The organism is Novosphingobium aromaticivorans DSM 12444 (assembly GCF_000013325.1).
Lineage (GTDB): Bacteria > Pseudomonadota > Alphaproteobacteria > Sphingomonadales > Sphingomonadaceae > Novosphingobium > Novosphingobium aromaticivorans.
The window spans coordinates 1,676,720-1,701,513 of record NC_007794.1; the positions used below are offsets into that span (position 1 = coordinate 1,676,720).

The 24,794-nt window shown below is 64.2% G+C and carries 18 protein-coding genes; 15 read left to right on the forward strand and 3 right to left on the reverse strand.

The window, feature by feature from the left end:
• Nucleotides 1-5 precede the first annotated feature (5 nt).
• The 3 genes from SARO_RS08065 (at nt 6) to SARO_RS08075 (ending at nt 4,807) form a co-directional block, all read left to right on the forward strand.
• Nucleotides 6-1,076 carry a LacI family DNA-binding transcriptional regulator gene (locus SARO_RS08065; RefSeq protein ID WP_011445259.1) on the forward strand — a complete coding sequence of 357 codons (1,071 nt, stop codon included), beginning with the start codon at nt 6-8 and terminating at the stop codon, nt 1,074-1,076.
• 7 nt (nt 1,077-1,083) lie between these two features.
• Nucleotides 1,084-2,298, forward strand: coding sequence for an MFS transporter (locus tag SARO_RS08070; protein ID WP_011445260.1), 1,215 nt, complete (start codon nt 1,084-1,086; stop codon nt 2,296-2,298).
• Between the two features lie 73 nt (nt 2,299-2,371).
• Nucleotides 2,372-4,807, forward strand: coding sequence for a glycoside hydrolase family 3 protein (locus SARO_RS08075; RefSeq protein ID WP_011445261.1), 2,436 nt, complete (start codon nt 2,372-2,374; stop codon nt 4,805-4,807).
• Between the two features lie 16 nt (nt 4,808-4,823).
• Here the strand turns inward: SARO_RS08075 and SARO_RS08080 are convergent, their stop codons facing one another.
• Nucleotides 4,824-5,147: a hypothetical protein gene (locus SARO_RS08080; protein ID WP_011445262.1), complete on the reverse strand. Its 324-nt coding sequence runs from the start codon at nt 5,145-5,147 to the stop codon at nt 4,824-4,826.
• A gap of 187 nt (nt 5,148-5,334) precedes the next feature.
• On the opposite strand from SARO_RS08080, the gene SARO_RS08085 reads away from it, so the two are divergent.
• The 4 genes from SARO_RS08085 to SARO_RS08100 all read left to right on the forward strand — a co-directional run bounded on the left by SARO_RS08085 (nt 5,335) and on the right by SARO_RS08100 (nt 10,010).
• A complete protein-coding gene (locus SARO_RS08085; RefSeq protein WP_011445263.1) occupies nt 5,335-6,276 on the forward strand; it encodes an NAD(P)/FAD-dependent oxidoreductase in 942 nt (313 codons plus the stop codon).
• Between the two features lie 394 nt (nt 6,277-6,670).
• The gene (locus tag SARO_RS08090) at nt 6,671-7,336 is read left to right on the forward strand and encodes a response regulator transcription factor (protein ID WP_011445264.1); all 666 of its coding nucleotides are present in this window, start codon (nt 6,671-6,673) and stop codon (nt 7,334-7,336) included.
• Between the two features lie 198 nt (nt 7,337-7,534).
• Nucleotides 7,535-9,361, forward strand: a complete 1,827-nt coding sequence (locus SARO_RS08095; protein ID WP_011445265.1) for a PAS domain-containing sensor histidine kinase — start codon at nt 7,535-7,537, stop codon at nt 9,359-9,361.
• Nucleotides 9,354-10,010 carry a response regulator transcription factor gene (locus SARO_RS08100; RefSeq protein WP_011445266.1) on the forward strand — a complete coding sequence of 219 codons (657 nt, stop codon included), beginning with the start codon at nt 9,354-9,356 and terminating at the stop codon, nt 10,008-10,010. The genes SARO_RS08095 and SARO_RS08100 overlap by 8 nt, the downstream gene beginning before the upstream one ends.
• 162 nt (nt 10,011-10,172) lie before the next feature.
• On the opposite strand, the gene SARO_RS08105 is transcribed toward SARO_RS08100, so the two are convergent.
• Nucleotides 10,173-10,352, reverse strand: a complete 180-nt coding sequence (locus SARO_RS08105; protein ID WP_041550242.1) for a hypothetical protein — start codon at nt 10,350-10,352, stop codon at nt 10,173-10,175.
• A 143-nt stretch (nt 10,353-10,495) separates the two neighbouring features.
• On the reverse strand, nt 10,496-11,560 hold the full coding sequence (gene galE / locus SARO_RS08110; protein ID WP_234007427.1) for a UDP-glucose 4-epimerase GalE: 1,065 nt from the start codon (nt 11,558-11,560) through the stop codon (nt 10,496-10,498).
• A gap of 347 nt (nt 11,561-11,907) precedes the next feature.
• On the opposite strand from galE, the gene SARO_RS08115 reads away from it, so the two are divergent.
• Genes SARO_RS08115 through pelF form a run of 8 tightly spaced genes read left to right on the forward strand, consistent with a single transcriptional unit; the run spans nt 11,908 to nt 24,472 of the window.
• Nucleotides 11,908-15,516 (forward strand): M10 family metallopeptidase C-terminal domain-containing protein, encoded by a 3,609-nt coding sequence (locus SARO_RS08115; RefSeq protein ID WP_011445269.1) that lies wholly within the window; start codon nt 11,908-11,910, stop codon nt 15,514-15,516.
• A 16-nt stretch (nt 15,517-15,532) separates the two neighbouring features.
• Nucleotides 15,533-16,927 carry an exopolysaccharide Pel transporter PelG gene (gene pelG, locus SARO_RS08120; protein ID WP_011445270.1) on the forward strand — a complete coding sequence of 465 codons (1,395 nt, stop codon included), beginning with the start codon at nt 15,533-15,535 and terminating at the stop codon, nt 16,925-16,927.
• Nucleotides 16,924-17,784, forward strand: a complete 861-nt coding sequence (locus SARO_RS08125) for an endo alpha-1,4 polygalactosaminidase (RefSeq protein WP_011445271.1) — start codon at nt 16,924-16,926, stop codon at nt 17,782-17,784. Before pelG ends, SARO_RS08125 begins: the two co-directional genes overlap by 4 nt.
• A complete protein-coding gene (locus tag SARO_RS08130; RefSeq protein ID WP_011445272.1) occupies nt 17,781-19,526 on the forward strand; it encodes a hypothetical protein in 1,746 nt (581 codons plus the stop codon). Before SARO_RS08125 ends, SARO_RS08130 begins: the two co-directional genes overlap by 4 nt.
• A 5-nt stretch (nt 19,527-19,531) precedes the next feature.
• The gene (locus SARO_RS08135; protein WP_049759352.1) at nt 19,532-21,043 is read left to right on the forward strand and encodes a tetratricopeptide repeat protein; all 1,512 of its coding nucleotides are present in this window, start codon (nt 19,532-19,534) and stop codon (nt 21,041-21,043) included.
• Entirely contained in the window at nt 21,043-22,056 is a 1,014-nt protein-coding gene (locus SARO_RS20205) for a hypothetical protein (protein WP_011445274.1), read from the forward strand. The genes SARO_RS08135 and SARO_RS20205 overlap by 1 nt, the downstream gene beginning before the upstream one ends.
• Nucleotides 22,053-22,925 carry a hypothetical protein gene (locus SARO_RS08145; RefSeq protein ID WP_011445275.1) on the forward strand — a complete coding sequence of 291 codons (873 nt, stop codon included), beginning with the start codon at nt 22,053-22,055 and terminating at the stop codon, nt 22,923-22,925. The genes SARO_RS20205 and SARO_RS08145 overlap by 4 nt, the downstream gene beginning before the upstream one ends.
• The gene (gene pelF, locus SARO_RS08150) at nt 22,922-24,472 is read left to right on the forward strand and encodes a GT4 family glycosyltransferase PelF (protein WP_011445276.1); all 1,551 of its coding nucleotides are present in this window, start codon (nt 22,922-22,924) and stop codon (nt 24,470-24,472) included. Before SARO_RS08145 ends, pelF begins: the two co-directional genes overlap by 4 nt.
• The last annotated feature ends 322 nt before the right edge of the window (nt 24,473-24,794 follow it).

The following is a 24,794-nucleotide window of genomic DNA, read 5'->3' on the forward strand; positions in this document are numbered from 1 at the left end:
GCAAGATGGGTCGCAGGCGCCAGGCGGTAACGATCAAGCACGTGGCAGCGGACGCCGGCGTCTCGCTGCAGACGGTCAGCCGCGTTATCAACAACGAACCCAACGTGCGTCCGGAAATGCGCGAAAAGGTCCAGGCCTCGATCGACCGGCTCGGCTACGTGCCGTCGATCGCCGCCCAGCGGATGAGCGGATCGCGTTCCTACCTCATACTCGCGCTGAACGACCGCGAGCGCACGATTGCCGACTGGCGGGCACGTCAGGGCACCGACTGGGTTGACCAGATGCTGCTCGGCGGGATGCTCGAATGCGCAGAGCACGGTTATCGCCTGATCTTCGAACTGGTCGATACGCACAACGACCATGTCGAACGCGAGCTGACCGCTGCCATCGCGGCGCTTCAGCCGGACGGCGCGATCCTCACGCCGCCGCACTCGGACAATCCCAAGATCCTCGCGGTCCTTGCCCGGCACAAGGTGCCCTTTGCAAGGATCGGCGCGCAGACCAGCGAAAAGGGCCTGCCGCCGGGCATCCTCGTTTCGATGGACGACGAAGGCGGCGCCCGCACCGCGACGCGGCACCTGCTAGATCTCGGACATCGCCGCATCGGCTTCATATCCGGACCTACCGAATATCGCCTCGCGGGGAAGCGAGTCGAAGGCTGGCGCGCCGAAATGGAGGCGGCAGGGCTCGGTGTCGATGGCCTGCTCGAGGCTGGCGACTTCACCTACCAGTCTGGCGTGCGGGCTGCGCGCGCCCTGCTGACGAGGCCTGACCGGCCGAGCGCGATCATCGCCAGCAACGACCAGATGGCGCTTGCCACGGTCGAGATTGCGGACGAACTGGGCCTGTCTATCCCTGCCGACCTTTCGCTGGTCAGTTTCGACAATACGCCGCTTGTGCGCTTCACCCGCCCGGCGCTGACTGCCGTGGATCAGCCCATTGCCGATACGACCGCGCGGGCGGTAAGGATGCTCATCGCCTCACACCGCAAGCCCGATGCCGACATGGGCCCGGTGGTCATGCCGATGGGTTTCGAGATCCGCGGCTCTACCGCGCCTTTCGGCAAGGGCGGCTAGTTTCCCCATGCACGGCCCCTTTGGCGAGCATGACCGTCGCGACCGGCGGTTTCTCGCCCTTTACGCCCTGGCCTGGGCAGGCGCCACCATTGCCTATACGCCATTGCTCACCCTGCTCCTGCCGATGCACGTGGATGCGCAGGCAGGCGGCGATGGTGTCCGTTGGCTGGCGTTGACCACCTTTGCCGGCGCGCTCACCGCCAGCCTTGGCAATATCCTCTTCGGATGGTTGAGCGACCGAAGCGGAAGACGGCGGCCGTGGGTGCTGACGGGGCTCGGGCTTTCCAGTGCCCTGCTGATGCTTGTGCCCGAGGTGAAGTCGCTTGCCGCGCTCGCCGGCGTGATCATGCTCTGGCAGATCGGTCTCAACATGATGCTCGGGCCGCTGGCCGCATGGGCGGGGGACCGGGTTCCCGACCGGCGCAAGGGCCTTCTCGGAGGTCTTCTGGCTTTTGCACCGGCATCGGGTGCGCTGGCGGGGGCCTTCGTCACGATACCGGGCCTTGCCGATCTACCGCAGCGCTTCGATATCGTTGCCGCGATCGTTGCCTTGTGCGTACTGCCCCTGGCCATTCTTGGGGAAGATGGCTTTGCCGGGGCTGGGCAGCCGGAAGTTTCGGACGACACGCCTGCCGTCGCGGCGGCGCTCCTTCGCGCATTGGCAACGCGAATGTGGTTCGCCCGGCTTCTGGTGCAGGTCTCGGAGGCATCGCTCTTCGCCTACTTCTACTTGTGGCTGCGGACTGTCGATCCCTCATTTGGCGATGCGGCGATCGCGCGGGTGCTTCTCGTTGCCATGCTGATCGGCGCGTTGACCGCGCTGCTCGCCGGGCACTGGGCCGACCGGCGCGGGCGGCCGGTGACGCCGCTCGTGGTTGCTTCCGGGGGCGGAGCGGTCGGGTTGGTGGCGATGGCGCTGGCCTCGAACGCGGCGCAGGCGGTGGCGGGTTACCTTGTGTTCGGGCTGTCCACGTCCGTGTTCCTCGCGCTCCACAGCGCCCAGACCCTTCGCGTATTGCCCGATGGCGCACGGCGTGGGCGAAACTTGGGATTGTTCAATCTTACCAATACCCTACCGTCGCTGGCGGTCCCGTCGCTCACGCTCACCCTGGTTCCGGCGCTAGGGTTCTCCGGGCTGTTCCTGGCCTTGGCGGCGCTTTCCCTGCTGGCGCTTGTGCTTCTCGTCCGGGCGCCGTCCTCCACGCTTCGTCGCGAAGGCTGAGGCAGGGGTTGATTTCCCCGCAGGGACATGACAAACGACGTTTGAGAACGTTCACAGAATAATGGGGTAGTCGATGCCGATGCGAGCACACCTGCGGGGCCTGGCGCTAATCCTGCTGACCGGCAGCAGCCTCGCCGCAGCAGCCGACCGGGTTGATGTCCAGGCGGCGCCTTCAGGCATTGCCAACCCTGCGGCGTGGCCCGCCGCGCACAGCCCATCCGCCATCACCGACCCCGCGACGGAGCGGGCAATTACCCGCATTCTCAAGCGCATGACGCTGGAGCAGAAGGTGGGGCAAGTCATCCAGGGCGACATCAGCTCGATCACGCCTGCCGATCTGGAGCGATATCCGCTGGGCTCGATCCTCGCTGGCGGGAACAGCGGCCCCTACGGCAACGAACGCGCCGACGCCGCCACCTGGCTGCGCCTCGTCAACGAATTCCGCGCAGCTTCGCGCAAGGCGGGGGCGGGGGTGCCGATCCTGTTCGGTGTCGATGCCGTCCACGGCCACTCCAACATTCCCGGAGCGACGATCTTCCCGCACAACGTCGGCCTCGGCGCGACACGCGATGCGGATCTGATCCGCCGGATCGGCCAGGCAACCGCTGCCGAGGTGGCGGGGTCGGGTATCGAGTGGACCTTTGCGCCGACCCTGGCGGTGCCTCAAGACTTGCGCTGGGGGCGCGCGTACGAGGGCTATTCAAGCGATCCGCAGGTCATCGCCCGCTACGCTCCGGCGATGGTAGAGGGCCTTCAGGGCACTTTAGGTGCCGTTCGGGTCTTGCCGTCGAACCGCGTCGCGGCAAGTGCGAAGCACTTTCTGGCCGATGGCGGGACCGAGAACGGCAAGGATCAGGGTGATGCCAAGCTCTCTGAAGCCGACCTCGTGCGTATTCACGCACAGGGCTATCCCCCCGCCATCGATGCCGGTGCGCTGACGGTAATGGCAAGCTTTTCAAGCTGGAACGGGATCAAGAACCACGGCAACCGCTCGCTCCTGACCGATGTCCTCAAGAAGCGCATGGGTTTCGAGGGGCTGGTCGTGGGTGACTGGAACGGTCATGGTCAGATTCCGGGATGCACCACCACCGATTGCCCGTCGGCCCTCAACGCCGGCCTCGATCTCTACATGGCGCCCGATAGCTGGAAAGGCTTGTTCGACAATACCTTGCGGGAGGTTCGTGAAGGGAAGATCAGCAAGACCCGGCTGGACGACGCCGTACGCCGCATCCTGCGCGTGAAATTCAAGCTGGGTCTGATGGGGCCCAGACTGGTCGAGCGCGGCGATCCCGCGGCGGTTGGCGCCGATGCCCATCTCGAAATCGCGCGGGAAGCAGTCGCCAAGTCATTGGTCTTGCTCAAGAATGAGGGTGGCGTCTTGCCCATCCGTCCCGGTGCGAGGGTGCTGGTCACCGGGCCCGGGGCCGACAACATGGCAATGCAGGCGGGCGGGTGGACGATCACCTGGCAGGGTACGGACACCAGCGCCGCCGATTTTCCCAAGGGCCGCACCATCGGTCGGGCGATCTCGGAGACTGTCGCCGAGGCCGGGGGCAAGGCGGAGATTGCTTCCGATCTGCCTCCGGGGGCCATGCCCGATGTCGCGGTCGTCGTTTTCGGTGAGCAACCCTACGCCGAATTCCAGGGTGATGTGCCGAACCTCGATTTTCACGCGCGGGCGGGTGAACTGGACCTGATCAAGCGTCTGAAAGCGCGGGGTATTCCCGTAGTGGCCCTGTTCCTTTCCGGGCGTCCGATGTTCGTCGGGCCTGAAATGAACCTTGCCGACGCATTCGTGGCGGCGTGGCAGCCCGGGTCGCAGGGGCAGGGCGTTGCCGACGTCCTCGTTGCGCGCAAGGACGGCAAGCCAGCGCGCGATTTCACTGGCACGTTGCCGTTCGCATGGCCGCAGGACGCGCGCTCTCCGCTGGTCGATCCGCTTTTCCCGCTGGGCTACGGCCTATCCTATGCAAGGCCGGGCAAGGTCGGTCCGGTGAACGAGGACGCCCGGGTCGAGCACGGGCCAGCCATGAGCGAGACCACCTTCATCCGTCACGGCAAGGTGATCGAGCCGTGGCGGCTGGGCCTGGACAGTGTCGTGTCGACCCGCGCGGTCGACGTTGCCGCACAGGAGGATGCGCGCCAGTTCCGCTGGGCCGGGCAGGGCGCGATCGCGCTCGATGGTCCGCCGGTCGACATGGAGCGCCACCGCAACGGCGGCTTCGTCATGCGGCTGGACTGGCGGATCGATGCGCGCGGAACCGGGCCGGTGACCGTCGCTCTGGGAGGATCGCGGCTCGATGTGACCTCGATCGTCGATGCCAGCGTGGCGGGCAAGCCGGTGGCGCTACGGATACCGCTTCAGTGCTTTGCCGCGAACGGTGCGACGCTGAAGGAAGTGGGGCAGCCACTGCGCATCGGTGCCGACGCCGGCTTTACCGCAAGCATTCGCAACGCCGGTATCGAAGGCGTGGGCGAAAGCATCCCGTGTCCGCGCCCGGCGCGCTGACGCCGGGGAAGCGAGATCAGTTGTCGCAGGCGGAATAGTCGCCCGCGCGGCACGCCGCGACGGCTCGGCGCCACGCCGCCATGTCGCGTTCGTAGCGGGCGCGGTCGGCAGCATATGCATCCATCGCATTGCGGGAGGCACGCGCTTCTGCGGCGTAGCGGGCGTCGCGTTCCCGCACACGTGCCAGTTCCTTGAGATTGAGGCTGCGGATGATTGCCTTGTCCCGCGCGCGCGCTGCGGGCGAACGCATGGTGGGATCGTAGGGATCGTCGGCGTATGCAGAGGTCGCCGCCGTCATGCCGGCGAGCGCGATTGCGCAGCCAAGAACCCGAACCCACATTTTTGTGCAACTCCCATCCGAACCTGAAGCTGCGGTAGCATCGCATTCGGGGAGCCGACAAAGGGAATGCGATGTTCCGTTGGCGGGTCGTCGCACGAGAGGCGCAGCCCGTCGCAGGCCAAGCGCGTGGCGTGAGACGTCGCGCAGCACGCAGGAACCGCCTGCGGGGCAGGTGACTTGGCATGGGATGCAACCAAACCTCGACTGCCTCATCATTGGCGGCGGCCCTGCTGGGCTGACCGCCGCAATATATCTCGCGCGATTTCATTTGCGCATTGCCGTGGTCGATGCCGGAGGAGGCCGCGCCGCGATGATCCCCCGGACGCGCAACCATTCCGGCTTTCCCGGCGGAATCTCGGGCAGGGATCTGCTGGCGCGCATGGAAGAACAGGCGGCGGAGTTCGGCGTGGTGGTCGAGCAGACGACCGTCGAAGCGATTGACAGGGTCGATGGCGCCTTTCGTGCCGTGGCGCAGGGTCGGGAATGGATCGCGCAAACGGTGCTCGTTGCAACGGGCGTGATCAACAACCGCCCCCCGATCTTGCCAGAGGTCCATGATCGGGCCCTTCAGCAGGGGCTGCTTCGCTATTGTCCGATCTGCGACGGTTACGAAGTGACCGACCGCGACGTCGGGGTAATAGGAACCGGCGATCACGGCCGCGGGGAAGCCCTGTTCCTGCGCGCTTACACGGCCAACATCACGCTGATTGCGCCCGATGGTCCCCATGATCTGGACGCAGAGGCCCGCAGGGAACTGGAAGATGTTGGCGTGCGGCTCATCGATGGCCCTTGCCATGCGCTCCGGATCGACGGTGGAAATATCTTTGCTTCGACCCCAGTGGCAGAGCTTGGTTTCCATACGATCTACCCCGCTTTGGGTTCAAAAATCTGTTCCGATTTGGCACGATCGCTTGGGGCGGAGGCGAGCGAAGACGGTTGCCTGGTTATCGACCGGCACCAGCGGACGAGCATCGAGGGGCTCTACGCAGCGGGTGACGTGACCAAGGGACTGGACCAGATAAGCCACGCGATGGGCGAAGCGGCAGTTGCTGCAACGGCGATCCGCAACGATCTGCGCGCACGCCGTCCGTTATTGCGCAGGCGTGCCGCGCCCCTGACAACGGACTGACAATGTTACTAACAAACACTGGATTTTCAATAATCTGGTTAATGCGTTCGGTATGCAATTATTAAGGCTTTAACCAGTTTTTGGCTCTCCTGTCGGTTTAACGCCAAATGGACACGACCGTCCCACTCTGCGGCAATGAGAGTGCAAGAAGGTTCCAATTGTATCCATTGTTTGCTTCGCAAGCGTCGGATTTACCGGGATATCGGCAAATGTAGAGCGGGGCGGAACGAGGAAGGCGGACCGCCTGCCCATGTTTGGCAGCATTGTCTACAAACTGGACGAGTTGTTGCGTTTGATCTCGACTGTAGTATTATTTTTTAATTAATGATCCGAATCGGTCAGATGCGGACGTTGAAGATCGGGTGGCGACGCTTTGTACTCACAGGAGCAGTCGATGGCTGAGGCCCCGATCGTATACGTAGTCGATGATGATGCCAGCGTCCGAGCTTCGATCGGCTTCACCATGCGGAGCGTCGGTCGCCGTGCCATATGTTTCGAGAGCGGCCAGGGCCTGCTCGAACTCGCCGCGGCCCTTCCGCCCGCGGTCGTCCTGCTGGACGTCGGCCAGGATGGTTCTGAAGGAGTGAGTGTCCAGCGCGAACTGTGGCGCAGAGGCATCGACTTTCCAGTCGTTGCGATGGTGGGCAACAGCGATACCCAGACCGCCGTGAACGCGATCAACGCCGGTGTCAGCGATTTCCTGCTCAAGCCGTTTTCAGCCCAGGATCTCATTGCAACGGTGATCGAGGCCGAGCGCCGTTTTCGCAGTCCGGAACGACAACACGCGCGTGCGCAGGAGGCGCGGGCGATGCTTGAACGGCTGACCGCGCCCGAACGCCGCGTTCTTGCTGCCGTCACCAGCGGCATGCCCAATGCGGAAATCGCAGACGAACTGGGCATTTCGATCAGGACGGTCGAGGTTCATCGCGCGATGATCGTGCGCAAGTTCGAGGTCCAGTCCTTCACCTCGGTTCTCCGGATCGCCTTGGGAGGTCGGGTCACGCATTGCCCGACCGCGCCGCGTCCGCCTTTGCATGATGCGGTCGCTGCCGGGCGATAACCGGGGAGGCGCGGGGGTCGTGGATTTTCTTGGGATATCTACGAATGGCGCAGGGAGGTGAATGACCTAGTCCGTAAGAAACGGGTCAGTGCTGCCATTGCGGGGTATGCGCGAAACTCCGCCTCAGGGGCAGATTGGGGGCAGGGGGTGCTGGAGCCAGGGATTGAAGCCGGGTTTGGCGCGCTACAGGTAAGCAACATGCCTGTCGCCGTGGCGGTATTCGACCGCGAAATGCGCTACATCGCCTGCAGCCAGCTTTGGCTTAGCGAACATCGCATGGCCGAGGCCGATGTCGTCGGGCGCCTGCACTACGATGTGTTTCCCGACATATCGGATACCTGGCGTGCAATTCATCAGCGCGCGCTTGCCGGCGAGACGCTTTCCAGCAGGCTGGATCGCTACGAGCGTGCGGACGGATCGTCTGACTGGGTCCAATGGAACATCCAGCCCTGGCACACCGGAAAGGGCGACATCGGCGGGGTCGTGATGTTCGCCCGCGTCGTCACCAACGAGATCGAAGCCGATCACCAGAAGCACCTCCTCGGTCGGGAACTGGACATGCTGATCGACGGCGCCGTCGATTATGCGATCTTCATGCTCGACGAAGCGGGGCGGGTCTCGCTGTGGAACCGAGGGGCGGAACGTCTCACCGGATGGTGCCAGGCCGACATCGCGCAAAGCCACTACGAAAAGCTCTTCGTACAGGCCGATATCGATGCCGCGCTTCCGATCCTGCAGCTCAGGATGGCGGAGATCGTAAACAGCTACCGCGGGCGCCATTTCATCGCGCGCCGCGACAGCACCGTGATCCTCGCCGACGTCATCCTCACCCCGATCCGCAGCGAGGGCAGGCTCACCGGGTTCGGCGTCGTGCTTCGCGACGTGACGGGTGAGATGGAAAAGGCGAGGGAGGCCGAGGCGCGGGAAGCGCAACTGCGGGCCATTCTCGATACCGTACCGGATGCGATGGTGGTGATCGACGAGGATGGTTCGATCCGCTCGTTCAGCGCGACCGCTGAAAAGATGTTCGGCTACACCGCGCAGGAGGTTCTCGGGCAGAACGTCGCGATGCTGATGCCCGCGCCCGACAGTTCGCGCCACAGCGATTTCCTGCGCAGTTACCGGGAGACCGGGATCCGCCGCATCATGGGCCAGACCCGCCGGGTGTTCGGCCGTCGCAAGGACGGCACGACATTTCCGCACGAGCTGACAATTGGCGAGGCGATGGGCGGAGGACGACGCCTGTTCACCGGCTTCCTGCGCGACCTGACCGAGCGCGAGGAGGCCGAGGAGCAGTTGCGCCAGCTTCAGGCCGAGCTTGTCCGCATTTCCCGGATCTCGGCAGTGGGGACCATGGCGACCGCGCTTGCGCACGAGTTGAACCAGCCACTCACTGCAATAGCAAACTATGTCCTCACTTCCGCCACGCTGCTGGCCGATCCGGGCGAGGACACGATCGAGATAGTGCGCGAGGCGCTGGAGGAGGCGGGGCAAGAGGCGGTGCGAGCAGGGGCGATCGTGCAGCGCCTGCGGGCTTTCGTGTCTCGCGGCGAACTGGACCGCACGATCGAATCCCCGGCAATTCTCGCGGCGGAGACGCTGGCCCTTTCCGGTCTTGCGGGGCGCCGCCGGCACGTGTCGGTGGAAGTGGCGGTGCCCAGGACGCTCGGCGAAGTCCTCGTGGACAAGATCCAGATCCAGCAGGTGCTACTAAATCTTGTGCGCAACGCGTTCGAGGCGCTGGAAGGACAAGGCCAGATACGCGTCGGCGCAAGGGAAATCGCGGGCGGCATGTTGCAGTTCACCATCGAGGACGACGGTCCCGGCATCGACCCAGAACATCAGGCGGACCTGTTCGAACCTTTCGTCAGCACGAAGGAGAACGGCATGGGCATCGGCCTCGCGATCTGTCGGACCATCGTCGAAAGCCACGGGGGCAAGCTCTGGCACGAGATGCGGAATGACGGCGGCACTGCCTTCCATTTCACCATTCCCACCATCCGCGGAGCGCTCGAGAATGACTGACAAGAAGCTGGTCCACGTCGTCGACGACGAGGAAGGCGTGCGGCGCTCGCTGGATTTCCTGCTGCGCACGACGGGGTACAACGTCCAGTGCTGGATCGATGGCGATACCTTTCTCAAGGATGTGGACGGTTCGGTTCCGGCGTGCGTGCTGATGGATATCCGCATGCCCGGGTCATCGGGGCTGGAGATCCAGGAACAGATGCCCGAGCATGGACTGGACTTTCCGGTCATCGTGCTTTCGGGCCATGGAGACATTCACTCGGCGGTAAGGGCGATGAAGGCTGGCGCAGTCGATTTCGTCGAGAAGCCGTTCAGTCGGGACAAGCTGCTCGATGCCATCGCGAATGCTTTCCAGCGCGTCGAGAACGGCGAGGCGGCGCGTGAGAAGGCGGTATCGGCGCAGACCCTGGTAGCAAGGCTGACCTCGCGCGAGCAGGAGGTGCTCGAGGGGCTCGCCTGCGGATATCCGAACAAGACCATCGCCTACGATCTCGGTATCAGTCCCCGTACGGTCGAGGTTTATCGCGCCAATATCATGACCAAGCTCAAGGTTCCCAGCTTTGCCGATGCCCTGCGCATTGCGTTCACGGCCGGGCTTGGAATGGAAGCGCAGTGGCGCAAGGAGCACTCCACCCAGCGGCTCGGCTGATTCCCTTTCCGGAACAAACCGCATTATCCGTATCTCGCGCTCTGGGTAGCGTGGCGGTGCAGGTATGCCGGCCCTCGACCCCACCCCCCGTCCCCGGCTGAGCGTACCTGCACCGGGTGACTTTTCGCGCGGTGGATGCCCGCGTTTGTCGGTGCCGAACCCCTAGCTTTCCGGCCAGTTTTCCGGCCACTCGTCAGGCTGTGGCGAGGGCTCGACGGTGTCGGGCTCCACGTCTGGTGCCTCAAGCGGCGCAGGTCCGGGGAAGAACGGGTCGTCCGGCACGATTTCCGGTGGGGATTGCGGTTCGATGCGATTGGGGCCGGGTTCCGGGCGCGTCGCCATTGTGCAGGTCTTTCGCATGGGCCGGGCCGCGCGGTCCGGCAATCGCAGGCGCGGTGCGGGCAGAACTGCGCCGCGCCCACGCATGCACGATGAGGACAGCAGGTACGGCCCGCCATGCGAAATTGTACGGATGCCGGAACGCTTCAGGCGGCGATTTCGCGCTGGCCGACAGGTTGACCAGGCTTACGCCGAGCAAGCTGGTCTTCCCAGGCGAGAGCATGGCGCACGATATCCCCGAGCCGGGCGTGGCGGGGGCGCCAGCGCGTGCGAGACAGGATCAGGTTATTGTCGGCGATCAGCGCAGCCGGGTCGCCAGGACGCCGAGGGCGCATGACCCGTCGGATCTCGCGGCCGGAGATGCGCTCGACCGCGTCGAGGACGTCCAGCACCGAAAAGCCGGTGCCATAGCCGCAGTTCATGGTGTGGCTGGCCTCGGGATCGTCCATCAGCAGGTGCAGCGCGTGAACGTGCGCGTCGGCCAGGTCGCTGACATGGATGTAGTCGCGCACGCCGGTGCCGTCGTGGGTGTCATAATCCGTGCCATAGACCTCGACCAGCTCGCGCCGCCCAAGCGCCGCCTCGACGCAGACCTTGATGAGATGCGTCGCGCCGGCCGTCGATTGTCCGGTTCGTCCGGCCGGATCGGCGCCCGCCACATTGAAGTAGCGCAGCGCACAGTAGTTGATCGGATATGCGGCAGCGGCATCGGCGAGCATCGCCTCCACCACCAGCTTCGAGCGGCCATAGGGATTGATCGGCCGGGTGGGCGTATTCTCGCAGACCTGCGCCACGTCTGGACTGCCGTAGGTTGCGGCAGTCGAGGAGAATACGATGTGCGGTACTCCGCAATCCACCGCGTTTCGAAGCAACGAACAGGTCGCGGCCGTGTTGTTGCCGTAATACTTGAGCGGATCGACGACGGATTCCGGTACCACCACCGACCCTGCGAAATGCATGATCGCGGCGACTTCGTGATAGGTCAGGATAGAGCGCACAAGGGCGCTGTCCGTGACGTCGCCTTCGACGAAGCTTGCCCGCGGGTCGACCGCCCAGCGAAAGCCGGTGGTCAGGTTATCGAGCACGATGACCGGCCACCCAGCATCCAGCAAGGCGAGTACCGCGTGACTGCCGATGTAGCCTGCACCGCCCGTAACCAGTATCGAGCCGCGGCGTTCGGACGATCCATCGAAGATCATGCTGTCCCTCATCAGAAGCGAGACGGGCGTTCCTGCCCTCGCGCCTTATTCTATCTCCGTCGAGCTGGAGTATTCATCGCATCACGTGGTAACTCCAAATAGCTTCGAAGCGCTGGAAAGCGCCCATACCGTTCCGGACAAGTACGCAAGTCGGCAATCCCAGAACTCGTGAATCGGCGTTGACGCGGGGATTGGTGACGCCACGCCTGGTCGACCTGGGAATTATCCGTAACTCCAAATGGCAGTTCTATGAGTCTTACTCGCAAGTGGCCGGACAGGTGTTTGCGGGTAGTTTCGGAAGGTCAATCTGGCCTGCGTCATGTTCTTGATGCGGGCCGGAAAAACCGGAAGGGCATTCAATGACCTACATTCAGATCGATGGTTCGCTGTCGGACTGGTCCTCGAACCTGAGGATCGACGCGGGCGCCGTGGACGGCTACCAGATCTATGCCACGACCGATGCGACCGACTATATCTTCGCTTTCGCAGCGCCCACGGCGGTTGGTGCGAACACGACGATCTGGCTCAACACGGATCTCAACCAGGCGACCGGCTACCAGCTCTGGGGGACTGTTGGCGCCGAGTTCAACGTCAACTTCAAGTCCGACGGCTCTGCAGCACTTTATTCGGGGGCAGCCGGCGGAACGCTTGTCGCGGACAACCTCGTCCTTGCCTACAACGCCGATAAAACAATGGTCGAGCTGCGCGTTCCGAAGGATCTGCTTGGCAACCCCGGTTCGATCGACACCGTGTACGACATAAACGACACGGCGATCATTCCCAGCTTCTACCAGGACAACGCCATCCGGGTCTGGGACGATTCCGAGCTGGCCAGCGTCATCCCGGCGACAGATACCCGTATTGCGATCGTCTATTCAGCGACGACGGCGGCCAACTACTTCAGCCAGACTGCCTATTCGGACCTGTTCATGGCCGCCCAGTCGCAGGCGGCGCAGGCTGGCGTGCCCTTCGACATCATCACCGAGGCCGACCTTACCGACATCAACAAGCTCGCCCAGTACAAGGCGATCGTCTTCCCCTCGTTCCGCAACGTGCAGGCAAGCCAGGCCGACGAGATCGCGCACACCCTTCAGCTCGCATCGCAGGAGTTCCACGTCGGCTTCATCGTGTCCGGCGAGTTCATGACCAATGACGAGAACGGGAATGCCATGGCCGGCAATTCCTATTCCCGCATGGCGACGCTGCTTGACGCCACGCGCGTTACGGGTGGCACCGCTACGTCACTGACGGTCACGGCCACCGACCCGACCGGCGTCGTCCTTGATGGCTATGCCAACGGGGAACTGGTCAATCAGTATGCCAACGTCGGCTGGAACGCTTTCCAGAGCGTGAGCGGCACCGGCCAGACCATCGCCACCGAAACCATAAATGGTTCGTCGACATACGCTGCGGTTCTCGCCACCCAGACTGGTGGTCGCAACGTCCTCTTCTCGAGCGATGCGGTGATGGCCGACGCCAACATGCTGCAACGCGCCATCGATTATGCCGTGAGCGGCGAGACGGTGACCGTTTCGCTGAACATGACCCGCGACGCCGGCCTTGTCGCCGCGCGCGTGGACATGGACCAGAGCATGTACATCGAGGACGTCAACGGCGGCATCTATGACCAGCTCGTTCCGCTGCTTCAGCAATGGAAGGCGCAATACAACTTCGTCGGCTCGTTCTACGTCAACATCGGCGACAACACCCAGCAGGGGATCTATACCGACTGGAACAAGTCGCTGCCGTACTACACGGCGATGATCGGCCTCGGAAACGAGATCGGCACGCACACCTATACCCACCCCGAAGACACCAACCTGCTGAGCCCGTCTCAGTTGCAGTTCGAATTCGAGCTGAGCACCCAGATCCTCGAGCAGAAGCTCAGCGCGGCGCTGGGTTATGCCTATACCATCGAAGGTGCCGCGATCCCCGGCGCGCCGGAAACGCTGACGACTTCGCTGGCCATCGAACAATACGTCAAGACCTATCTGACTGGCGGCTACACTGGTCAAGGCGCGGGCTATCCCAACGCCTTCGGCTATCTGACGCCCGGTAGCCAGGACAAGGTCTATATCGCGCCGAACACCTTTTTCGATTTCACCCTGTTCGACTGGCTGCACCTTTCGGCGGCGGATGCCAGCGCGTTGTGGCAGTCTCAGTACGAGAAGATCGTCAGCCAGGCCGACTCTCCCGTCGTCGTCTGGCCATGGCACGATTACGGTGCGACGGCGTTCAATTCGCCCAACTACGCGCCCGAAATCTTCAACACGTTCCTTGCCCAGGCCGCAGCCGACGGCATGGAATTCGTGACCCTCGCCGACCTGGCCAATCGCATCAACGCCTTCCATGGCGCCAAGGTGACGACTTCGGTCTCAGGCAACACGATCACCGCCAATGTCACCGCTTCCGGCAACGTCGGTACGTTTGCTTTCGATCTGCAGGGGCAGGGCAGCCAGGTCATTTCGAGCGTGGCCGGTTGGTATGCATACGACAGCGACAGCGTGTTCCTGCCCCAGAATGGCGGCACGTTCGTCATCACCCTGGGCGCGGCGCAGACGGATGTGACTCACATCATCGATCTGCCCATGCGGGCGACGCTGATGTCGGTGACGGGGAATGGCACGAACCTGTCGTTTCAGATCCAGGGCGAAGGCACGGTTGTCATCGATCTTTCCGATCCGACCAACAAGAGCGTCCAGGTGTCTGGCGCCACCATCGTTTCCCAGGTCGGAGACAAGCTTACCATCGATATCGGGCCGGTCGGGTCGCACACCGTTACCGTCACCCAGACTTCGCTCAACCACGCGCCGGTTATCGAGTCCAATGGCGGTGGAGACACCGCGGCGATTTCGCTGGCGGAGAACCTCCTCGCAGTGACTGCGGTCATCGCGACCGACGCTGATGCCAATGCCCTGACCTACTCGATCACGGGAGGGGCGGACGCATCGAAGTTCACGATCAATGCGACGACGGGTGCGCTTGCGTTTCTGGCCGCGCCGAACTTCGAAGTCCCGACCGATGTCGGCGGCAACAACGTATACGATGTCGTGGTGACTGCATCCGACGGAGCGCTCACCGATAGCCAGGCGCTGGCCGTGACGGTCACAAACGTCAACGAGGCGCCGGTAATCACGTCGAATGGCGGCGGTGCGACCGCCTCTATCTCGCTTGCCGAGAACAACGCGGCGGTCACCGTGGTGACCTCGACCGATCCGGAAAACACCGCGCGGACGTATTCGCTCTCGGGTACGGACGCTGCTCGCTTCACGATCGACGCCGCGACCGGCGCGCTCAGTTTCGTCAACGCGCCAGATTTCGAAAACCCCACGGATGTGGGGGCCAACAACGTCTACAACGTGGTCGTGACCGCTTCCGACGGCAGCCTGACGGATACCCAGGCACTGGCAATCACCGTCACGAACAAGAAGGGCGTAACCCTCAATGCTTCGTCGAGCACCGGCAGCGTTCTGAACGGGACGGGCGAGGAAGACCAGCTCAATGGCTGGAAGGGTGCCGATACCCTCTACGGTCTCGGCGGTAACGACCGTCTCGACGGTGCGGGCGGAAACGACCGCCTTTATGGCGGTGATGGCAAGGACGTTCTGATCGGCGGCGCCGGTACGGATATCATGTCTGGCGGGGCTGGTGCGGACCGCTTCGAGTTCAACGCGCTGGGGAACAGCGTGACGGGTGCATTGCACGACGTCATCACCGACTTCGAAGCGGGCATCGACTTGATCGATGTGTCGAGCATCGACGCGAATTCCGGCAAAGGCGGGAACCAGACCTTTGTCCTGCTAGCGGAAGGTGCGGCGTTCACGGGGGTCGGGCAACTTCGTTACTTCTACGACAGTGCGACCGACCAGACGATTGTCCAAGGTAACGTGAACAACAATCTGGCAGCCGATTTCGAAATCGCATTGTCCGGACATCAAACCCTGTCCGCAAGCATGTTCATCCTCTGATCGTCAGGTATTTTCGATGGCCGGGATCGGCTTTCAACTGGAGCGGATGGTCCGCAATGGAGGTGTAGGCGGGTTCATCGGGGCAACGCTGGACGGGGCTGTTCTCAGCTCCGGACCGTGGGTCCTCACGATCTGCGCCGTCCTCCTGCTCCAGAACTGGATCGTCCGGCACGGCATTGCCGATGCCGGTACGATCCAGACGGTCATGGTCTATGCCTTCAGTGGGTCGGTGGTGATCGCAAGCCCCTTCGCGCTTGTCGGTGTGCGGGTGGCGTCGGACCGCATGTTCGAATCCAACCCCGCGGCGATTCCCGGCATCCTGACGCTTGCGCTGTGCGGCGCGACGCTTGTGGCCGTGGTCACCGGACACTTCCTGTTCGGCGTGCTGGCCGGTCACGGCGCGGCATTGGCGCTTTTTGGCACGGCGATACTCGTGCTGCTCACGCAGATTTCGGTGACCGGTCCCTTCCTGACCGCAATGAAGCGGCCTTGGCCGATCCTGCTTTCCTATGCAGCCGGAATCGTAGGCGCGGCGATCATATTCTGGTGCCTTGCCCCGGCAACTCCGATCGAGGTGCTGCGGGTGGTGGCAGCGGCGCTGGCCCTGACGCTGGTCCTGCTCCTCGCTGTTTTCGCGGCCGAATTTCCGGCGCCTTCAAGTCCGGACCAGGCGATCTGGGAAAAGGCCGCTCCTGCGCTCCATGTCGGGTTGGCGGGGCTGATGAACGCGTTCGCGCTCTGGGTGGACAAATGGATGCTGTGGTTCGCGGCCGACAGCACGAAGCCGCTCGGACTGTTGCGCGTCAATCCGATTTACGATCAGGCGAGTTTTGCCGGATTGCTGACGCTGATTCCGGGGCTCTCGCTCATGCTTTTCCTTGCCGAAACGCAGCTCGAGCGGGCCTTCGCTGTCCTTGTCGAATGCTGCACCGGCACTTCCAAGCTCTCCCGCATAGAAAGCGCCAGGGAAGACGTTATCGCCGCAGTCCTGCGCAGCCTGCGTCTTCTCATCGTCGCCCAGATCGTGATCGCCACGGTGTGCTGGGTTCTGGCACCCGAGATCTTCCGCGTTCTCGGCTTCGACGCACGCGGCATCTTCGCGTTCCGCTTTACCGTGATCGGCGTCATCTTTCACATCGCCGCGATTTATTGCGGCGTGGTTCTGGCCTATTTCGACCTGTTCGGCCGGGTTGTGATGGTGTGGACGGCGTTCTTCATCGGCAGCGTCGCCGCGACGCTGGTCGTCTGGCCAATGGGTTTCGCAGGCTATGGCTGGGGTTATCTTGCCGGCGCGTTGGCTGCTGCCGTCACCGGCCTCGCGCTGGTTGGCACGGCCTCGGTCCACATCGTCTACCTGCTGTTCGTGGGTAACAACCCGTCGGTGGTCGGCAACCGGAGGTACCTCGTATGATGGGCCCCTGGTTCGATCGTCGTCGCGTGATAGCGGCCCTCGCGGCCAGCCCGCTGGCATTCGGCCGGCTCGCGCACGCCGCTGCGCCCTGGCGCTGGGCGGTCGATTATGGTGCGAAGACTGATCCGGCGCTGGCCCGCCAGTTCGATCTGCTAGTGCTGGAACCAGATCACGCGCGCCCTATCGAAGCCTTGCGGGGGCCTGGCGCGAAGCTGCTCGGCTATCTCAGCCTGGGCGAAGTGGAGCAGGCGCGACCCTATGTCGGCAGATTGCGCAAGGCGGGCGCGCTGATCGCGGCCAATCCGAACTGGCCCGATGCCCGAATGGTCGACCTGCGCCACGCGCTCTGGACATCGCTGGTGGTGGAGGAGATCATTCCCGCCATCCTTGCCAAGGGCTATGACGGCATCTTCTTCGATACGCTCGACAACGCCGAGGCCATGCAACACGCTGATCCCGTGAAGATGGCCGGGATGGTCGACGCCGCCGCCGCCCTGGTTCGCGCCATCCGTGCCCGCTTCCCGCCGATCACGCTGATGATGAACCGTGGCTATGCGCTACTGCCGGCGGTCGCCCCCCACGTCGATGTGGTCCTAGGGGAGGCGATGGCATCGAAGTGGGACTTTGCGAAGAAGGCCTACGTCCGCACTACTCCGTCCGATTGGGAATGGCAGGCTGCCAGGCTGCGCGAAGCGAAGCTTGCCAATCCCGCGTTGCGCCTGACCGTGCTCGACTATTGGGACGAGGCCGACCGCGACACCGTTGCCGCGCTTTACCATTGCGAGCGCGAGGCCGGGTTCCACCCCTATGTCGCCACGCTGGCGCTTGATCGCATCCATCCGGAGCTTGCCGCATGACCGCGCTGCCTTCCCTCACGAGCCGCCAGGGCCTGGTGGCATTGACCGCCCTAGCCGGTTCGCTGGTTGCGGCGGCGGGCGTGCTGATGCCGAACGGCCTCGATGTCGCCGCCGCGTTGCGCCGCGCCCGTCCGCCCGTTGTGCCGGCCGCTGCCGCACCCGCAGTCGCGCCAGCGCCGACGATGGAAAGACTGTCGGCGATGTTCGCGCAAGGGCAGCAGCTTCAACCGGTCCAGCTCCAGCAGCTCCTCGCCTGGTCGGCAAGGACCGCCAGCGCGGCCACCTTGACGGCCATCGCCGATCGCCTTTCGGGCTTCGCTCCGGTGCCGACGGCACAGGTTACCTACGACATCGTCGCCAGCGGTCGCCCTGACGTCGCCCGTGCCTTTCTCGAAAGCCGGCCGGAGCGTGCCGAGCCCGCCAACTGGCGCCTGCGGCTAGAGCTTCATCGCACCACCGGCGATTTAGCGTTCGCGCAATCGATGGTTCGCAGCGCCGCGACCCGGCCGGGAACGGCGAGCGCCGAAGATTTCGTCTCGGCTGCCTATGCCGTCCAGCTACCCGAAGCGATCCTGACTGCTGCCGAGCATCGCGCGATCCCGGCACTAGACCAGACCAAGTCGCTCGACCTTGTCCGCCATGCGGTCAACTCCGGGCAACTCTCGCTCGTCCCGCGCATCGATCGCGCGGGTACTCCCGCGTGGCGCAGCGCGGATCCCTGGCTCGCGATGAACCTTGCGCAGCGGGCAGGGGACTTCAGCACCGCGCTGCGCTACGCGGCCTTGCTTCCCACGGGCGCGGCCGACGCCCGCCGAGCCCTTATCATCGCTTCGGGAGACAAGGCCGCCATTCGCACCATGCTGCTTGCCGAGGGGCGCTCCAATGCAAAGCTCCTGCCTTCGGCGGCCCAGCAACTCCTCGACACCGGCTTCCGCGCTGATGCGGTCGCTCTTCTGCGCGAAGGCTGCGCTGCCTGTTCTCCTGACGATGACGCTGCCCGCCGCCTCCTCTTCCTGATGGGGCCGCGCCCCGATGCCGATAGCCTGGCATGGTTGCGAGCGAAGGCGCAGGGTAGCGAGGGATGGGCCAAGGCCTATGCCCAGCGCGAACGCCCCGCGCAGGCGCTTGCCTTCATCGAGGGCCGGCACGATGCAGACACAACGCCCGTCCTACTCGAACGCATGCGCCTCGCCGGTGCCGCGCGCGATCGCCAGGCGGGCATCAAGGCGCTTGCTCGCCTCCTCGATGGCCGCGCGCTTACCGCCGGCCAGGCACGCGCAATGACCGCTGCCAGCCCCGCCGGGCTCGACAAGGCCACTACCCGGGCACTGGTCGAGGCTCGCGTCAGGGCGGGGGCGGCGCTGCCCAAGGACCAGCTCGACCTTGCGTGGGATGGCTGGAACCGGAGCGACGTTCCCGGTGCCCGCGACCACCTCGCTCGCTACCTTGCCACTCAGCCCGGTGACGCCGCTGCGTTGCGCCTAATGGCGGGGATCGAACGCAAGGGAGGGGGCGACAGGGCGGCACGACCATGGCTCGAAAAGGCACTCGCCGCGACTCCCGCCCCCAGCTTCGACCGCGCCGAGATTCTTGAACAGCTCGGTCGTACCGACGAAGCTCTCGCTCTCGTCCAGACCCTGCGCCGCGCCGCACCCGCCGACGCTCGGCTCAAGGCTGCCGCAGGCAGGTTGCTCGTCGCCGCAGGCGATCCCGGCAAGGCGCGCAAGGTGATGCAACCGTGAGATACATGCGTATCGCCCTCATTCTTTCGCTTTCGGCTTTTGCCGCAGTGCCGGCAGCCGCCCAGGACGCGCCCGCTCCGGCAGAGTCCGTCGAGCTATCCCGGGAAGCGACGCTTGCCTGGGCCGTACCCGTCCAACTTTCCGTGGAGCGTGACGGATATGAAGTCGTCGTCCGCTTCGACAAGCCGCTGGCCGAGGAAGAGATCGCGCGATTTGCCGCCGCGACCGGCCCTTATCTGGCAGACCTCAGGTGGAACGACGACAGCCTCGTCATGCGGCCTGCCGAAGGCAGCAGCATAGCCATCGACCAGCAGGCCCGCTCGTTGAGCGTCCGCTTCGTCGAGGATGCACCGGTAGGAACGGCGACGGCGACCGTTACTTCCGACGCCGATGGCGAGATCGAGCTTGCGCTTGCCCGGGCCCAGGCCGATGCCGCCGCCGGTTATCCCGGCGAGGCGCGTCGGCGCCTCGAAGAACTTGCACAGGCCCATCCCGGCGACGCCCGCGTCCAGCGCGCATTGGCCGACGCCGAGGCCGCCGAGGGTCGTACCCGCGATGCCGCCGCGCGCTACCTCTCGCTCGCTGCGGATGATCCCATGGCCCGCCGGATCATCGGCGATGCAGGTGGCCGAGTGACCGCAGGCACGATCTATCGCGATGGCAAGACCTTCTCGCAGTGGGAATCGGGCATCGACGTCAACGTGCCGGTCGGCGAAGGCCTGACCGCGGGCGCCGGCCTGCGCCATGTCCGCACGATCGTCGAATCCGTTGCAAGCGCCACCGGCTACCTGCCAAAGGTGACCCACAACCTGACCATCGCCGACGGCAACGCCAGCCTGCGCCTTGCCGATGCGGTGCGGATTACGGTCCTCGCCTCGGCACTGCTCGACCACGACGTCGTCGGTGCCGGCGCGCGGCTCGTGGCAGGGCCGCCCGAGCGCGAGGCGCGGCTCTATGGCTCTTACCGTATGCCGGATTTCTCCACGGCCGAGCAGGCGGCATTTGGCGGGCACATGACCAGGATCGGGGCAGGGGGCACTTTTCGCCTGACGCCCGAAATCGTCGTGCAGGGCGATGCGGTTCTCAACCGCTATGGCCTGCCGGGCGGCGGCGTGCGCACCCGCACGACGCAGGTCCTCGCCGGGGTCGATGTCCTCGCGTTGCGCCGTCCTCTGTCGGTCCAGCTAAGCTACAGGCTGGACGCTGAATATGTCGGCCGGGTGGACCTGCGCCCCAATGGAACTCCCTTTATCCCGCTGTCCGACCGCGAGAACCACACCGTCCAGGTCGTGATGAGCAAGTCCATCCGCAACGCCCAGGTCACCGCTGCGGGTGGTTGGACCAAGGACCGCTACGGCGGCGACGGTCCGACCGCCAGCGTCGGAGCGCTGTTCAATGTCGGCGATGCCTGGCGGATCGAGGCTGGCGGCGGAGTCAGCTCCATTTCCCGACCGGTGGTGTCCGGTCGGCAGTATTTCCTGCGCCTGTCGATCTCGCGCGCACTCGGGAGACGGTGATGCAAATCAAGTCGCTGCTGCTTGGCATTCCCCCCGCCGGAGAAAACGTCTCGCCCGGCATGCGCACATCCGGCCTTCGCCCGGCCAATGCTACCAGCGCGCGCCCGTTCGTGGAAACGCTCCTGTTCTTCGTCCTCCTGGTCGTGGTCGATCATGCGGTTGCGGCTGGCGATGCATTCGCCGCGCTTGAGCCGCATCCGTTCTGGTTGCCGGTTATCCTGATGGCTGTTGCCTATGGTAGCGGGCCGGGGCTGTTGGCGGCGATCCTCGCCTCGTTGATCTGGGTTCTGGACGGCGAGCAGGTGCAGACTGGCGACCACCTCGAGAGGATGCTTTCCCTCTCCATCCTGCCCATGCTCTGGGTCACCACGGCGCTCGTCACAGGCGAGATCACATCTTCGCACCTTGGTGCAATGCGCAGGCTGGCGCGCCACCGGAACCGTCTCACGCGCGAACAGAACAAGCTGACCGAGATCATCGGCGAGCTTGCAGAAACGAACCGCGCTCTCCAGGTCCGGATCGCGCTTGAAGAGCGCACCATTGCCGATGCGATCGCCGCGGCGGTCGAACTGGTCGACATGCGACCCTCGCAGCAACTTGCCGGCATCGAGCGCCTCGTCAACGTGGCGACGAAAGGCGGGGCATTCACCTTCTACGTCGTGGTCGGCGATCAGTTGCTGCCGCTCCTGCGCGGAAATGGCGCGCGCGGCGATCTGCGCTCCGACGGCGTGATCGCGGACATCTGGCGGGGCGCAATCCCCGGCGATCAGCCCATCGTGCAGGTTTCGCCGCGCTGCGCGGTCGTGCCAGTCTACGCCGATGGCGATCCCTACCTGCGCGGCCTGCTTTCGTTGGAAGGGATGGGCGAGGAGGTTCTTACGCAATCCATGCGCGCCGCCCTCATCCACATCGCATATTCGCTCGGACAACTCGCCAACGAGGTTCCGGCGCCCGCCGAACCCATGAAGCTGCCCCAGCGCCCCTGGCTGCTTGCGCAGGAACACGCTGCGTGACGCTTCTGCTTGCCCTGGCCATTGCGGACGTGATCCTGCTTGGTGGCTGGGCAGGCGCGGGGCTTTCTGCTTCCCCTTGGTATTCGGTCGTCCATGTTGCCTTTACCGTCGCGGCCTTCGGCGTGCTCGCGCTCGATTCCCGCCCTGCCGGCGCCGAAGGCAGGCCAGGCTGGAGCCCGTGGGACTGGAATGGTCTCTCACTGCCGCTCGGAGCGGTCTTCGGCCCCGCAGCCATACTTCTTTTCATCCTGTTCCGACCCTGGTCGATGCTCGCTCTGCGCACGACAGAACACGGAATGCCGTTCGAAGCGGCCGTACCGGCCCGTCATCGGCTGCATGGCAGCCAGCTCTTGACGGCGCGCCTGCTGGACGATCGCATGCGCTTTCCGTCCGCGCCTGGCGTTGAATCGATCGCCACCATCTTGCGCCACGGCGACCTCGAATCCCGCTGTGCCGCGCTGCAGACTGTGGTCCGGTCATTCGAACCGAAACTTTCGCCTCTCGTCGCAATGGCGCTGGCAGATCCGGATCAGACTGTGCGCGCGCTGGCGGCGGCAACGTCCGCCCAGATCAGCGCGAACCTGGCCGAACGTATCGCGCGATTCGAGGCCATGCCCGCGCCCGGCGTCCAGGATCGCTTCGACTTTGCGATGCTGCTCTATGATCATGGCTGCAACAACGTGCTGCTTTCGCAGTCCCAGGCAACGGCCTTGCGCGCGAAAGCGACGGATCGACTTACGGCATTGCTAGCCGAACCAGGGCTTCAGGCTAGGCGGCGCGACGCTGCAATGAAGGCACTGGCCACGCTGCAGGCGTATCGCCCGGCGTCTTCCGGTTCGGCAGGCGCCCCATCCATGGCGCCGGCATGACCGGACGCGAAAGCGATGTCTGCGTCATCGTCGAAGGCGCCTATCCCTATGTTACGGGCGGCGTTGCAAGCTGGCTTCAGGAATTGATCACCAGCTTGCCGGAACTGACCTTTTCCGTCGTGGCGATCAAGGCCGACGAGGAACCACAGAAATGGAACGTCGAACCGCCCCCAAACGTGATCGAGGTCGTGGAGGTCCCGCTGTCGTTCGCCCCGCGCAGACCGGCCGCGCTACCGCCGAGCCTTGCCGACCGGATAGGGCGCCTGCTCCTGCGTTTCCTTCAGGAGGGCCAGCCCGAAATACTGCGAACCCTGGTGGCCGAGCTGGCCGCGCTCGATCGCAAGCCGCATCCTGGCGATGTCATGTCCAGCGCGCAGATGTTCTCGATCCTCACGGAACATTACCGCGAAGCATTCCCCTCCGCTTCGTTCCATCATTTCTTCTGGGCAACCCGGATCCTCTTGGGAGGCTTGCTCGCCGTTCTTCTGGCGCCGCTGCCGAGGGCACGCACCTACCACACCCTGTCCACCGGGTTCGCTGGCCTGCTTGCGGCGCGCGCGCGGCATGAAACCGGACGCCCCGCGTTCCTTACCGAGCACGGCATCTATCTGCTCGAGCGGCAGATCGAGATCATGATGGCGGAATGGATGGGGGATCAGATCGACAACGGACTGGCGCTTGAACGCGAACAGCATGATCTGCGCGACCTGTGGGCGGCTGCGTTCGAAAGCTACGCCCGAGGGTGTTACGACGTCTGCCATCCGATCATTGCGCTTTACGGCGCCAACAGCGAAGTCCAGGCGCGCATGGGGGCTCGGCGCAAGAGCCTGCGGGTCATCCCCAACGGCATCCGGCCTGAACGCTTCGAGGGCGTAGTCTCCCGCCGTGACGAACAGCGGCCGCTCATTGCTCTCATCGGCCGCGTCGTACCTATCAAGGACATCAAGACCTTCATTCGTGCCGCAGGTCTTGTTCACGCGGCATTCCCCGATGCGCGCTTTGCGGTGCTCGGCCCCCGGGATGAAGACGTGGATTACGCTCTCGACTGTACTGCGCTTGTCGACGAACTCGGACTCGGAGACGTGATCGCGTTTCCCGGCCGGGTCAATGTGGTCGACTGGATGCCGAAGATCGACATACTCGTCCTGACCAGCCTATCGGAAGCCCAGCCGCTGGTCATTCTCGAGGCAGGCGCATGCGGCATTCCATCGGTTGCGCCCGATGTTGGCAGTTGTCGCGAACTGATCGAAGGCAATAAGCCGGGCGAACCCCATGGCGGTATCATCACGGCTCTTGTCGATCCCGAGGCGACCGCCGCAGCGCTTCTGCGTCTGCTGCGCCATCCTGATTTGCGCGCCTCGATGGGCGAGGTGATGCGGGCGCGGGTCCATGCGGATTACGACTGGTCGGGTATCGTGGAACAGTATCGTCGTATCTATTCGGGGAAGGAGGAGCCTCGCCAAATGGCGGTGGTCGGTTCGCCACCGGTCCCTCGTGCGACCTTGCGCGATGTCGCGAACGCGATTCGCGGACCGTCGAAGGGGTGAGGTTATTCTGCTCGTCGGAGCAGGATAGTTAGCGTGAAAAGTTAACGCTCCGGAAAGTTCCGGATGGCGGGGTGCACCCGTAAATCGCAGTAAACCGGATGGGTCGGTTTCGCTGGAGCTTTTGTCGCACGGTTTCCGTCGGCGGGCTGAATAATCAATATAAAACAGCTTATTAGGCGAGAATCGGGCAGCCGGTTGCCGATCATTTCAGGGCGTATTCAACCACCGGGGCAAAAACGGTGTCGAAATACGGGCCGGGGCTTCCGGAAATATACGGAGTAATACTTTGGGATAGATCCCGAAGACCCTGAGATTTTCCGGA